The organism is Roseburia sp. AF02-12 (genome assembly GCF_003461765.1).
Taxonomy (GTDB): Bacteria; Bacillota; Clostridia; order Lachnospirales; family Lachnospiraceae; genus Roseburia_C; species Roseburia_C amylophila.
On sequence record NZ_QTXS01000001.1, the window covers coordinates 176730 to 190935 of the forward strand.

Genomic DNA, 14206 nt, shown 5'->3' on the forward strand with positions numbered 1-14206 from the left:
CATTGATAAAGCATTCCTGCGCTGATTCCTGCTTCTATGGCAACTTTTCTCCTTGGTATACCTGCAATAACCATTAAAACCAGTTCAAGCTTTTCTTCTGGTGTCCACACTTTATTGAACACCTTATGTTTTAAAACTTCTGGACCATGTAAATCAACCAATCCAGACCATTCTCGTATATGTCTTTTGAGAGTATCTGGATTCGTACCCTCTGGGATATCTGGATACGAACCTGAATGATACAATTCAACACACATCAGTTTAAACTCATAACTATAACGCATAAAAACACCCTCCTTACTGGTTGTCCAGTAAAGAGGGTACATATCATATCGCATTGATATTTGAGACGGGGTTTTTACAGTCTGAAAAATGGTTTTACAAAGGTAATACCCCCACAGCACTGCGGGGGTACAAAGGGGAGTTATGAAAATTTATGAAAAAAGTTTTATCAAATAGAGAGACAAGACATTGGGGGATGAACCTGTTCTCTATTGATATTTGTAGTATACCCGGATTTTGTGAAAAATAATTGTCCAGATTATGAAAAAAGCGTTAAATTCTAAAAAATTTTTTCTGAAAAAATTTCATGAATCTTGTATATTTCTCTTGCGTAAAACACAAGATATGGTATACTGTATATGCGTTGAAGAGATTCGACACAAAATCTAGTACAGTTTTGTGCCGATTTTATGCGAATAGACTATTTTTTTATGGGAGAGGATTTCGATGAAAATCATTAAAAGAAGCGGCGCAGAGGCTGTTTTTGACATTTCAAAAATTATTATTGCAATCAATAAAGCGAACCATGAGGTGGTGGAAGCGGAACGATTGACTGCAGACCAGATTAAGGAGATTGCACAATATATAGAGGATTCCTGTAAGGATGCCAACCATGCCCTGAATGTAGAAGATATTCAGGACTTAGTGGAGGATCAGTTAATGGACAAGAGGGCTTTTTCTGTTGCCCGGAAATACATTACTTACCGCTATAAACGTGCCCTGGTACGTAAATCCAACTCTACGGATGAACAGATTTTAAGTCTGATTGAATGTAATAATGAAGAAGTAAAACAGGAGAATTCCAATAAGGATTCAACCGTAAACAGCGTGCAGCGTGACTATATGGCTGGTGAGGTGAGTAAGGATATTACCAGAAGATTCCTTCTCCCGGAGGATATTGTAGAGGCACATGAACAGGGAATTATCCATTTCCATGATGCAGATTATTTTGCACAGCATATGCATAACTGTGATCTGGTAAATTTAGAGGATATGTTACAGAACGGAACCGTTATCAGCGGAACCAGAATTGACAAGCCACATTCGTTCTCTACAGCGTGTAATATTGCTACCCAGATTATTGCTCAGGTGGCAAGCTCCCAGTATGGCGGACAGAGTATTTCACTGGCACATTTAGTACCATTTGTCCAGATCAGCCGCGAGAAAATTCATGCAGAGCTGGTGCAGACATTAAAAGAGAGCGATGTGGAGCTGAGCGAAGAGAAGATTAACAGCATTGTGGAAAGAAGACTTCATGCGGAAATCGAGCGGGGCGTACAGGTTATCCAGTATCAGGTAGTAACCCTGATGACTACCAACGGACAGTCCCCATTCGTAACCGTGTTCATGTATCTGAACGAAGCAAAGAATGAGCAGGAGAAAAAAGACCTTGCCATGATTATAGAGGAAGTGCTAGACCAGCGTTATCAGGGTGTTAAGAATGAGGATGGCGTATGGATTACACCGGCATTTCCAAAGTTGATTTATGTATTGGAAGAGGATAATATCCATGAGGATTCGGAATACTATTATCTGACCAAGAAAGCAGCAAAATGTACTGCAAAGCGTATGGTTCCGGATTATATTTCTGAGAAGAAAATGAAGGAATTAAAAGATGGCAACTGCTATACCTGTATGGGCTGCCGTTCCTTCCTTACCGTATATCATGATGAAGATGGCAAGCCAAAGTTCTACGGTCGTTTCAATCAAGGCGTGGTAACCTTGAATCTGGTAGATCTGGCGTGCTCTTCCGGCGGAGATTTTGAAAAATTCTGGAAGCTATTTGATGAGCGTTTGGACCTTTGCTACCGTGCATTGATGGCGCGTCATAACCGCCTGAAGGGAACACCTTCTGATGTGGCACCGATTCTCTGGCAGTACGGAGCACTTGCCCGTCTGAAAAAGGGCGAGACCATAGACAAGCTTTTATATGGTGGATATTCTACTATTTCACTGGGCTATGCAGGACTTTGCGAATGTACCAGATATATGACTGGAAAACCACATACCGACCCGGCAGCTACACCATTTGCCTTAAAGGTAATGCAGCGGTTAAATGATGCCTGCAAGGAGTGGAAAGAGAAAGAAAATATTGATTTCTCCGTATATGGAACACCGCTTGAGTCTACCACTTATAAATTTGCAAAATGTTTACAGAAACGATTCGGAGTTATTCCGGGCGTTACCGATAAGAATTACATTACCAACAGTTATCATGTGCATGTAACCGAAAACATTGATGCATTTACCAAGCTGAAATTCGAATCCCAGTTCCAGGCACTTTCACCGGGTGGAGCAATCAGCTATGTGGAAGTTCCGAACATGCAGGATAATCTGGATGCTGTTTTATCTGTAATGAAATTCATCTATGAGAATATCATGTATGCAGAGTTAAATACCAAGAGCGATTACTGCCAGGTATGCGGCTATGATGGTGAAATTCAGATTGTAAAAGATGATGATGGAAAATTAGTATGGGAGTGCCCGCATTGCCACAACCGTGACCAGGATAAGATGAACGTGGCAAGACGTACCTGTGGTTATATTGGTTCCCAGTTCTGGAATCAGGGAAGAACCCAGGAAATCAAGGAGCGTGTACTTCACTTATAAAAAGAAAGTGAAAAGAAAATGCATTATTCAGCGATTAAATATAATGATATTGCGAACGGCACCGGTGTAAGAACGGTGCTGTTTGTATCCGGCTGCCGGAACCACTGTAAAGAGTGTTTTCAGCCGGAAACATGGGACTTTAAAAATGGAGAGGAATTTACAAAAGAAGTAGAAGATGAAATTCTTGCATCTTTGGAATCTCCCTATATCAAGGGACTGACTCTTTTGGGAGGAGACCCTTTTGAACCGGAAAACCAGCATGCACTGCTTCCATTTATCAAGCGGGTGCGGACGGAACATCCGGAAAAAGACATATGGGCATATACCGGATATGTACTGGATAAGGATTTGGTACCGGAGGGAAGAAGATATACCGAGGATACGAAAGAATTATTATCCTTAATCGATGTGCTGGTGGATGGCCCTTATGTGGCAGAGCTATATGATATTACATTAAAATTCAAAGGTTCTTCCAATCAGCGTGTCATTGACTGCAGAAAATACAATGAAACAGGAGTCATTGAAGAACTGATGTAAACTGCGTGAAAGATAAAGTAGAATCCGGAAGGATTCTATTTTACTTTATGGCATTTTTATATTAAAATAGAAATAACGTGATTGTTTTAAGGAAAGATATAGGAGAAGAACATGGAAATTAGTAAAGAGCGTAAAGAAGAATTATTAGAGACCCATCTTTTGAATTATGAAATGCCGGATGAACAGGAGCTTGCAAAGCTTACTTTAGAGGAGCTGGAATTTCTGATTCGTTCTGCAGAAGTACATCATAAGAAGAAAACCTTTGTGGCAGATAACTTTTTAAAGAAGATAGAAGTGTTTAACAAGATTCTGGCAGATAAAATAAAGGGATGCAAAGAGCTTTACTGCGCATGGGACAGGCACACCGGTTACCCGCGTGTTATGGGGGACGGAAGTGTATTAATCTTTTCAACGAAAGAATTTGCCCAAAAGGCAATAGAACATTATAAAGAGCAGAATGTAGAACTGGAATTAAAAGGAATCAGAGGAGACAAGCAGATGTTCTTCTGGGCAAACCTCCACTGGTGGGGTATGGAAGATCTGATACTGGATGTGGGAAGCTATTCCTGCAGATTAAAAAGAGATGACTTGCTTCCACCACCGGATTTTTCCGAGCTTTCCAAAGCACAGATTCCGGTTGTAAATCCGGCTCTGATTCTTGCAATGGCAAGACACAGACAGATTTTATTTGAAGAAAAGAAAGATGAACAGTGGAAACGTGCGGAGCAGTTCTTATGTGACCGTATGTTAAAAGAGGTAGTCCGCGGGGAATTCTTATGTCCGGTAAAAGTGGTAGAGGACCCGAAGGAAGAAAAGGATGCAGACGGAAAAAAGGGAACAGCCCTTCAGTTTGCATTGTTACAGGATAGCAATGGAGCACAGTGGATGCCGGTGTATACAGACTGGCAGAGTTTCCAGAAGATTTATAATGTAAAGGAATGGAAGGGACAGAAAGTCAGTTTTGACCAGCTGATGAAGATTGCAGGAGAGCGAGATTTTGTAATCAATCCGGGCAGTATGGAACTTCGGGTAGAAGAGAACCGGAAGAAAATTATTATAGGTTATTTCAAACGATATAAGAGGCAGGAAGCTGAGATGGCATCTGGCAATCTTGTTGAAATGAAAACGGGTGTATTTGTTGGTGAGCCAATTGCAGAGGCGGATGAACTGAAACAGATACTCAGTGAATATATGAAGAAACAGAAGAATATTAAGAAAGCATATCTGGTAACGAAGATTGAACGTAAGGATGACATTAGTTATTTGCTGGTTGTAGAGTTTAAGGGTGAGAGAAAGAGCGTCTTTGAAGGAATTGCTGAAGCTGTAAAGCCGTCCCTTGGCTATATGCGTCTTGATATGCATGAAGCAGACGAAAAGGCAATGGAGCTGATTGGTGAGGTTGCACCATTTTATAAAAAGACTTTTCTGGGATTGTAAATTGCAGGAGGAAATATGGAACAAAAAGAATTAGATGGTAAAGTCTGGGAAGTAAGTGGATTCGTATTTGAAAATGAAGAACAGGCAAAATTGGCCAAAAAGGAAGTGGAAGGAATCCAGTACATACATGATAATATGAATATGGATAATCCACAGATGGTACAGGAAATCTACCAGAGAATCATGGCTCAGGAATTGTTCCATACACCGATAGGATATGCCTATCTAAAAGAACTGCAGGATTATCTGAAAGGACTGCCCGGGGTGGATGCATCCGAAATACCAGGTATTCCTGTGAAAGATATGGGCTTAGACCTTGACCATGTAGCTGGCAAAGAAAAATCTGGTGAGCACCCAAACGAAAATGCTGATAAAAATTCAGCGGAACAACAGGAAACGAAATTACAGAAGCGTTGCCGCATCTTACTTTCTGTGAATATTGTGCTGATTATCATTGTTATTGCCATGTTTGCCATCAGCCTTACCAGTGGCAGTACCACAATCTTAAATTATGAGACGAAAATCATTAATAAATATGAAGAGTGGGAACAGGAACTGGATGAAAGAGAAGCGGCACTGGATGCTTTGGAAAAGCAGAATTAAATCGCAGAAGAACACAAATTTGACATATTTATCCGTTAAACTATAGAAAAAAGAAGAGGGAAGCAAATATGGAAAAACGTAAAATTCTGGTGGTAGACGATGAAAGCCGTATGCGTAAGCTGGTGCGGGATTTCCTGGTAAAACAGAACTTTGAAGTGTTAGAGGCAGGAGACGGAGAAGAAGCCTTAGATGTATTTTATAAAAATAAAGATATTGCATTGATTATTCTGGATGTTATGATGCCGAAGATGAACGGCTGGGATGTATGCCGGGAAATCAGGGAAAGTTCCAAGACACCGATTATCATGCTGACAGCCAAGAGTGAAGAAAGTGATGAGCTTTTGGGATTTGAACTTGGTGTGGATGAATATATCAGTAAACCATTCAGCCCGAAGATCCTGGTGGCAAGGGTAGAGGCAATTTTGCGGAGAACCGGCAATTATACAGAAGATGATGTGCTGGAAGTAGGTGGCATTGTAATGGACAAGGCTGCCCACATGGTAACAATTGACGGCAAAAATATTGATTTGAGCTATAAAGAATTTGAGCTTCTGGCATATTTCATGGAGAATAAGGGAATTGCTTTATCCCGTGAGAAAATTCTGAATCATGTATGGAATTATGATTATTTCGGTGATGCCAGAACCATCGATACCCATGTGAAAAAGCTGCGTAGCAAGATGGGCGAAAAAGGGGATTATATCAAGACAATCTGGGGTATGGGCTATAAGCTGGACATTGATGCACCGCAATAGAATGTGATAAGGTGGAAGATATATGGCAAAGAATAAGAAAAAACAGCATTCCATTACAACGCAGATTACATTGACTATCGTTGGATTAGTGGCCGGCACGGTATTACTGTGCTGGCTTCTTAATGTTACCCTGCTGGAAGGCTATTATACCCGCTATAAGCAGGAAGTGCTGGAAAATGGGTTTCAGCAGATTAATGCGGCCAGTGAACAGGGAATCTTAAATACATCAGATTATGATATAGATTTTGAAAAAATCTGTTCCAATGGTAACCTGACGATTTTAATTATTACATCCGATGGTACAGTAGTGCGTTCTTCTACCAATGGTGTGGAAAATCTCAGGATGCAGTTTATGGAAATTATCATGGCAAGTGTGCAGAATGATGATATGCATCTTAATATGAAAGTACTGAAAGCAAACGACAATTATGTCATGGGAGAAAAAGAGGATACCAGGCTGGAATCGGATTATCTGATTCTCTGGGGAACCCTGGCAGATGGTAATCTTTTGCTGGCGAGAACTCCATTGGAAAGTATCAAGGAAAGTGCGCAGGTGTCTAATCGTCTGCTGATGGATGTAGGAGTTGTTGCGGTAATAGTGAGTGGTATTATCATTTTTTTTGTTACACGTCGTATTACTAACCCAATTCTGCAGCTTACAGATATATCCAAGAAAATGGCAGAATTCGACTTTGATGCGAAGTATGAGGTCAAGGGAGATAATGAGATTGAACAGCTGGGCGAGCATATGAACCAGCTATCGGAAATCTTAGAGCGGACCATATCGGAATTAAAGAGTGCTAATAATGAATTGAAGATAGATATCGAAAAGAAGGAACAGATTGACGAGATGAGAAAAGATTTCCTGTCAAATGTTTCCCATGAGCTAAAGACACCGCTGGCACTGATTCAGGGTTATGCAGAAGGCTTACAGGAATGTGTGCAGGACGATCCGGAGAGCAGAAATTTCTATTGTGAGGTCATTACAGATGAAGCAGAGAAGATGAACCGCATGGTAAAGAAACTTCTTACTTTGAATCAGCTGGAATTTGGGAATGATGCTATTGTGATGGAACGGTTTGATATCACCGAACTGATACGTGGAGTAGCTGCCAGTAATGCCATTATCTTAGAACAGAAAGGAGCTATTCTGGAATTTGACGAGCAGCCGCTTTTTGTGTGGGCGGATGAATTTAAGATAGAAGAAGTTATAACCAATTATCTGAGCAATGCAATCAACCATTTGGAAGGTGAAAACCGGATTAAAATTTCTTATGAATGTAAGCAGGATGTAGTAAGAGTCAGCGTGTTTAATACCGGAAAGCCGATTCCGGAAGAAGACATTGATAATATCTGGATTAAATTCTATAAGGTAGATAAAGCAAGAACCAGAGCTTATGGAGGCAGCGGAATTGGTCTGTCCATTGTAAAAGCAATTATGGATTCCATGCATCAGCAGTGCGGAGTCATTAACCATGAGGATGGTGTGGAATTCTGGATAGAATTAGACACCAGCAATCGCGATGATAACGAGGAAGAACGTGAAATAACTATTGCCTGAAAGCCGGAAAAATGCTAACATGGGAATAGATTGATAAGTTAAGGAGTGCCTATGAGAGACAGAAAGATAAAAACAACGGCATGTGTGCTGTTGGCTGCGTTATTATTAGGCGGATGCGGAGAGCAGCCGATTGAATTAACGGAGCAGGAAGAACAGACAATTGTAGATTATGCAGCACATGTAGTATCAAAGTATAATATAAAGCAGCAGGATGGAATTGTAAGACTATCGAAGAGTGAAGAGACAACAGAGACTGCAGATACCGAGGCTGTGGAACAGCCGGATTCCACTGAGCAGATGCCATCAGAAGGTGGAGATGCAACAGGAACTCCGGAGAATGTGGCATCGGACAACAGTGTGTCCTTAAACGATGCAGTGGCAATACCGGGCATTGATGTGCAGTATACTGGGGCAGAATTTGCTTCCGTCTATCAGCAGGATTCGTCTTATATCGTAGAGCCGACCGCTGGAAATAAGTATCTGGTTTTACATTTTCATTTAAACAATGCCGGAACCGAAGCAGTTGATTGTGATATGTTAAGCCGCAAGGTGTCATTCCGCATGACATTAAATGACAGCGTGGAAGCTGTTGCACAGGTCTCAATTCTGTTAAATGACCTTGGCACATATCAGGGGACTATTGAAGCAGGAAGTGGCACAGATACGGTTTTACTCTTTGAGGTGCCGGAAGGTACACCGGAAGATTTGAGTAAAATCTCTCTGGAAGTAGTCGAAAACACGGTACATAAGACCTGTAATCTATAAAATAGTAAAAATATCTAAAGAATTGTAAAAAAACGGTGCATTTTTATGTAATATTATGTTATAATTTGAAATAGAAATATTCTAAGAAATGACCTTGGGAGGAAAACATAAATGGAGACAAATATTCTGTTAGAAAATGGTACGAACGAACTGGAAGTGCTGGAGTTTACTTTAGGGGATAATCATTACGGAATTAACGTAGCGAAGATTCGTGAGATTTTATCCTATCAGCCGGTAACCCCGGTACCAAATGCACATCCGAGTGTGGAAGGAATCTTTATGCCACGAGATACCATGCTGACGGTAATCAGCCTGAGAAGATGTCTGGGTATGCAGGATGAAGAAGGAAAAGGTTTGTTTATTATCACAAACTTTAATAAATTAAATATTGCATTCCATGTAGATCAGGTTATTGGAATTCATCGTGTCTCCTGGTCAGAGATTATCAAACCGGATGCAACGATTAATGTCCAGGACAAGGGTGTATCAACCGGAGTCATTAAACTGGATGGACAGTTGATTGTTATTCTTGACTTTGAAAAAATTATTTCTGATATCAGCCCGGAAACAGGACTTAAGGTATCTGATGTAGAGCATCTGGAAAATCGTAACCGTAATGATTCCCCGATTATGATTGCAGAGGATTCCCCATTATTAAGTAAATTGATTACAGATTGTCTGAAGAAAGCAGGTTATACCAACCTGAATGTCAATATGAACGGACAGGAAGCATGGGACAAGCTTTGTGCTTATGAGAAAGCTGGCAATGTAAAAGATAAAGTACATTGTATTATTACCGATATCGAGATGCCATTGATGGACGGACACCGGTTAACAAAACTGGTAAAAGAGAACGATAACATGCATGATATTCCGGTAATCATTTTCTCTTCCCTGGTAAATGATGAAATGAGAAGAAAAGGTGAATCACTCGGAGCAGACGCCCAATTGACTAAACCGGAGATTGGAAGTCTGGTACAGGCTATCGACAGACTGATTGACCAGACTGGAAAGTAAGGAAAGAACGTAGACAAAGGGGTGTGATGTTACATCACATCCCTTTCCTTTACGCTGTCCGGCATCTGCTGGGAGATGTTGTGGCAGACCCTGTAAGCAGATATACAGGCAACTTGGATACATGGAGGTATAAATTTGAGTAAGAGTGAAGATTATCTGGACGATTTGCTGAATTCAGTTTCAGATGCTAACAGAAGAAATAATAAGAAGGATATCGAGAATTTGATTCAATCAATGAATGAAGAAGCTGCAAAGCCAAGAGAGCGGGAGAAAAAAACGGTAGAGAAGAAACACGAGGATTACTCCGGCACAGGTTTCCTGCGTGAATTTGAACAGGAGCTGGCAACAGGAGCAGCAGATGATTTCCTGCAGGAATTCGAAATGGAATTAGACGAAGAGGCATCAAATCAGGCAGATATTGATGTCAATGAAGACCAGACATCCGATATGGAGGCAGCTTTTGCAACAAAACAGCCGGAAGCAGCAAACCAGTCAGAAGAAACCAATCAGCTGCGGGATGCTTCAGAGCCAATCTCATCAGAGGGCACAGATATGGCAACAGATGGGTCTGCACCGTCAGATATGATGGAAGATGTGGATGACATCATGGACGCTGTCCGGAAGAAAGTGGGCGATTCTGGAGAGGAAGAACATATGGATACGTCGAAAACACCGGAAGATGATGCTTCCGAGGAAGAAGAGCCTCTGGGCTTTTTTGATACGCTGGATGAAGATTCGGCGGCAGAGATACCAGAAGCATCAAAGACAGAATCTGAGGAAGAGGAACCACTTCTTTCAGAAGATGATGATGCCATTAATCTTATGGATATGTTATCCGGAGATGCTGACTTATCCGATATCGGCGATTTGCTGAAAGCAGATGAAAATGGAGAAGAATTAGAGCATTCAGAAGATGAGGACAGTGAGGTCCAGGATGAATTTGAACGCCTTGGAAGTATCGAAGAATTAAAAGATTTAAAGGAAGCAAAGGAAAAGAGAAAAAAACAGGGATTCTTCAGTAAAATTATGTCCGTTTTATTTGGACCGGATGAAGAAGAGGATGATACAAAGATTGCAGAAGATGACAGCCTTGGCAGCATTTCATCGGAGAACAGAGAAATCTTAAAAGAGATGGATGCAGACGAGGGAGCCGGTAAGAAGGGAAAGAAAGAGAAAAAAGAAAAGAAGGAAAAGGCGAAGAAGGAGAAGGCGCCAAAGGTAAAGAAAGAGAAGCCTCCAAAAGAAATAGACCGTACGCCGCCTCTTCCGAAGAAGCCGGTTATTCTGATTTTTATTATGGCACTTTCCCTTCTAATCTTGATTTTGCTGGGAAGTTCCAATTTACAGTATGGACAGGATATGCAGCAGGCAAAGGATGATTTTGCAAGCGGCTCCTATGTAACAGCATTCCAGACCGTAGCCGGTTCTTATGTAAAGGGAAAAGACGAGAATTTCTATAAGAAGGCACAGGTGCTGGCTTCCATACAGAGCGAATATCAGTCTTATGAGAGCTTAAGCGGAATCAATGAAAATGAAATGGCTTTGGATGCGTTGATTCGTGGATATGGCAGATGCGTAGATGGTGCAGACCTGGCTCAGGAATATGAGATAACAGATGAAATGGCAGGACTGAAGAATCAGATTTTGCAGCAGTTATCAGACCATTTTGGTGTATCAGAGGAAAAAGCAGCAGAATTGCATGCCATGACAAAGAGAACAGATTATACAAAGGCAATTCAGGAGATACTTGCAGCAGCAGGACTGGAATAGGAGAACATGATGATAGCAATTATTGACTATGATGCAGGAAACTTAAAGAGTGTGGAAAAAGCATTGGCATATCTGGGCGAGGAAAGCGTAATTACAAGAGATTTTCATACCATTGAACAGGCAGATAAGGTGATTTTACCGGGCGTTGGTTCTTTTGGTGTGGCAATGGATAATCTGAAACGCTATGAACTGGACAAGGTCATCCATGAAGTATGCGAAAGAAAAGTGCCATTCCTTGGAATCTGCCTCGGACTTCAGCTGATGTTTGAAGGAAGCGAAGAGTCAGAAGGAGTAGAAGGACTTGGACTTTTAGAGGGAAAGATTATACGGATTCCGGATACCTATGGACTGAAAATTCCGCATATCGGCTGGAACTCCCTGCATTTACAGAATAATGGAAGACTGTTTCAGGACGTGCCGATGGATGCTTATGTATATTTCGTGCATTCTTATTATTTACAGGCAAAGCATGAAGAAATCGTAAAAGCAACTACAGAATATGGAGTCACTATTCATGCATCTGTGGAGCAGGACAACATCTTTGCCTGCCAGTTCCACCCGGAGAAGAGCAGCTCCGTTGGACTGAAGATACTTAAGAACTTTGCGTCATTACAGGGAGGTGTGAAATAATGTTTACCAAGAGAATTATTCCATGTCTGGATGTCAATGATGGAAGAGTTGTAAAAGGTGTGAACTTTGTGAATTTAAGAGATGCCGGTGACCCGGTGGAAATTGCAGCAGCCTATGATAAAGCCGGAGCAGATGAAGTGGTATTTCTGGATATTACAGCATCTTCGGATAACCGTAATACAGTAGTAGATATGGTAAGACGTGTAGCAGAAAATGTATTTATTCCATTTACCGTAGGCGGAGGAATCCGCTGTGTAGAAGATTTTAAAGTGCTGCTTAGGGAAGGTGCAGACAAGATTTCCATTAATTCTTCTGCAATTAATACACCACAGTTAATCAGTGATGCGGCAGACAAATTCGGAAGTCAGTGTGTGGTTGTTGCCATTGATGCGAGAAGAAGAGAAGATGGCAGCGGCTGGAACATTTATAAAAATGGCGGAAGAATTGATGTAGGTATTGATGCGGTAGAATGGGCAATGAAAGTCGAGAAGCTTGGAGCCGGAGAAATTCTTTTGACCAGTATGGACTGTGATGGCACGAAAGCCGGTTACGATTTGGAACTGACCAGACAGATTGCAGAAAATGTATCTATCCCGGTCATTGCTTCCGGTGGAGCCGGAACGAAAGAGCATTTCTATGAAGCTTTGACAGAGGGTAAAGCAGATGCAGCACTGGCAGCATCATTATTCCATTATAAAGAACTTGAAATTATGGACCTTAAGAATTATCTTGCAGGTCGCGGGGTATCAGTAAGGAGATAAAACTATGGCAATGATTACCAATGACTGGCTGGACAGTGTATCTGCCGAGTTTAAAAAGCCATATTACAGAGATTTATATGATTTTGTAAAAAAAGAATACAGCACCCATGTGGTATATCCACCGGCAGATGATATCTTTAATGCCTTGCACCTGACACCGCTTTCAGAAGTAAAGGTGCTGATTTTGGGACAGGATCCATACCATAATGAACATCAGGCACATGGCCTTAGTTTTTCCGTACTGCCGGATCAGAAAGAGATTCCACCATCTTTACAGAACATCTATAAAGAACTACAGGATGACCTTGGTTGCTATATCCCTGACAATGGTTATCTGGAAAAATGGGCAAAGCAGGGTGTATTATTATTGAACACGGTTCTGACTGTCCGTGCACATCAGGCGAACTCCCATCAGGGCAAAGGATGGGAGCATTTTACGGATGCCATTATCCAGGCGGTCAATGCCCAGGATCGACCAGTTGTCTATATGCTGTGGGGCAGACCGGCACAGAGCAAAATTCCAATGCTTACCAATCCGAAGCATCTGATATTAAAAGCACCTCATCCAAGCCCGCTTTCGGCATACCGTGGTTTCTTCGGATGCAAACATTTCTCACAGGCGAATGCATTTTTAGAAGAGCATGGAGTAGCACCGATAGACTGGCAGATTGAGAATTTGCAGAATGGATTTTAATGTTGACTTGATACCAATAATGTTGAATAACAAAGCATTGCAGGATTTAATAGGTTTCTATGTCAGGCATAAAATACCGCAGTTCTAAATTACATATTTTTCTTTTTACAATATAAAGTGTCTTTCCAATGTTTGACAAACTATCCGCACGGTTTGTCAAAAGGACGGATGTATGACACAATTTATTAGGGGCACTTAGAATTTCGTATTGCAACCGGCAACGCCGGCACAGGATGTGCCGGCGAGGTGCAATCTGAACATGGATGTGAATTTGCACCGGTTGCCGGGCAAAACACAATATGTTTCGAAATTCTTAGTGCCCCTTATAAATCTTGTGTAACATCCGTCTTTGGCGGACAGTGCGGATAGGCAGTCAAAGCAACGGAAAGACATTTTGTAATCAAGAAAAATATGTGCTAAGAACTGCAGGTATTTCATGTCGAATCAACATAGAACCCCATGAAATCCTGTTATTCTTCGAATTGCCAACATGGTATCCAGCCAACATAAGAAATTATTCCTAAAATGAGGAGTGCCCCGACATCTTTCGGATGCCGAGGCTATTATGAAAAAATATATCTAAAAACATGAGTTTCTTTTGATGGTTCTATAGTATGCTATAAATATGACAAAACTATGAACAAACCATAAATACTTTGTGAAAAGTTACAATAGATGAAAAAAATCACATAAAAAGTTGTGAATTTTACACAATGTTGCAATCCTGTGCCTAAAATGCTATAATAGCATTAACAATAGGCAGACGTGGGACAAGGATGTTACA

The 14206-nt window shown here is 41.2% G+C and carries 13 protein-coding genes; 12 read left to right on the forward strand and 1 reads right to left on the reverse strand.

The window, feature by feature from the left end:
• Window positions 1-284, reverse strand: a 284-nt coding sequence (locus DV740_RS14885; RefSeq protein WP_330415567.1) for a hypothetical protein, incomplete at its 3' end; no start/stop codon positions are given.
• A gap of 445 nt (window positions 285-729) precedes the next feature.
• Between DV740_RS14885 and nrdD the strand changes: the two genes are divergently transcribed.
• From nrdD to DV740_RS00865, 12 genes are all read left to right on the forward strand, one after another.
• The gene (gene nrdD / locus DV740_RS00810) at window positions 730-2892 is read left to right on the forward strand and encodes an anaerobic ribonucleoside-triphosphate reductase (RefSeq protein ID WP_022242420.1); all 2163 of its coding nucleotides are present in this window, start codon (window positions 730-732) and stop codon (window positions 2890-2892) included.
• A gap of 18 nt (window positions 2893-2910) precedes the next feature.
• On the forward strand, window positions 2911-3429 hold the full coding sequence (gene nrdG, locus DV740_RS00815; protein WP_117698216.1) for an anaerobic ribonucleoside-triphosphate reductase activating protein: 519 nt from the start codon (window positions 2911-2913) through the stop codon (window positions 3427-3429).
• Between the two features lie 111 nt (window positions 3430-3540).
• On the forward strand, window positions 3541-4866 hold the full coding sequence (locus DV740_RS00820; protein WP_118087274.1) for an enhanced serine sensitivity protein SseB: 1326 nt from the start codon (window positions 3541-3543) through the stop codon (window positions 4864-4866).
• Between the two features lie 15 nt (window positions 4867-4881).
• Window positions 4882-5469, forward strand: coding sequence for a hypothetical protein (locus DV740_RS00825; RefSeq protein ID WP_118087275.1), 588 nt, complete (start codon window positions 4882-4884; stop codon window positions 5467-5469).
• Between the two features lie 68 nt (window positions 5470-5537).
• Window positions 5538-6224 carry a response regulator transcription factor gene (locus DV740_RS00830; RefSeq protein ID WP_022242424.1) on the forward strand — a complete coding sequence of 229 codons (687 nt, stop codon included), beginning with the start codon at window positions 5538-5540 and terminating at the stop codon, window positions 6222-6224.
• 22 nt (window positions 6225-6246) lie between these two features.
• Window positions 6247-7785 carry a sensor histidine kinase gene (locus tag DV740_RS00835; protein ID WP_117840801.1) on the forward strand — a complete coding sequence of 513 codons (1539 nt, stop codon included), beginning with the start codon at window positions 6247-6249 and terminating at the stop codon, window positions 7783-7785.
• A 51-nt stretch (window positions 7786-7836) separates the two neighbouring features.
• Entirely contained in the window at window positions 7837-8550 is a 714-nt protein-coding gene (locus DV740_RS00840) for a DUF4352 domain-containing protein (RefSeq protein ID WP_118087276.1), read from the forward strand.
• 111 nt (window positions 8551-8661) lie between these two features.
• Window positions 8662-9567 (forward strand): chemotaxis protein, encoded by a 906-nt coding sequence (locus DV740_RS00845; RefSeq protein WP_117698212.1) that lies wholly within the window; start codon window positions 8662-8664, stop codon window positions 9565-9567.
• A 135-nt stretch (window positions 9568-9702) separates the two neighbouring features.
• The gene (locus tag DV740_RS00850; protein ID WP_118087277.1) at window positions 9703-11337 is read left to right on the forward strand and encodes a hypothetical protein; all 1635 of its coding nucleotides are present in this window, start codon (window positions 9703-9705) and stop codon (window positions 11335-11337) included.
• 9 nt (window positions 11338-11346) lie between these two features.
• Window positions 11347-11967, forward strand: coding sequence for an imidazole glycerol phosphate synthase subunit HisH (hisH, locus tag DV740_RS00855; protein WP_118087278.1), 621 nt, complete (start codon window positions 11347-11349; stop codon window positions 11965-11967).
• Complete coding sequence (gene hisF, locus DV740_RS00860) at window positions 11967-12728, forward strand: imidazole glycerol phosphate synthase subunit HisF (protein WP_022242430.1); 762 nt, start codon at window positions 11967-11969, stop codon at window positions 12726-12728. The genes hisH and hisF overlap by 1 nt, the downstream gene beginning before the upstream one ends.
• A gap of 4 nt (window positions 12729-12732) precedes the next feature.
• On the forward strand, window positions 12733-13422 hold the full coding sequence (locus DV740_RS00865; protein WP_118087279.1) for a uracil-DNA glycosylase: 690 nt from the start codon (window positions 12733-12735) through the stop codon (window positions 13420-13422).
• The last annotated feature ends 784 nt before the right edge of the window (window positions 13423-14206 follow it).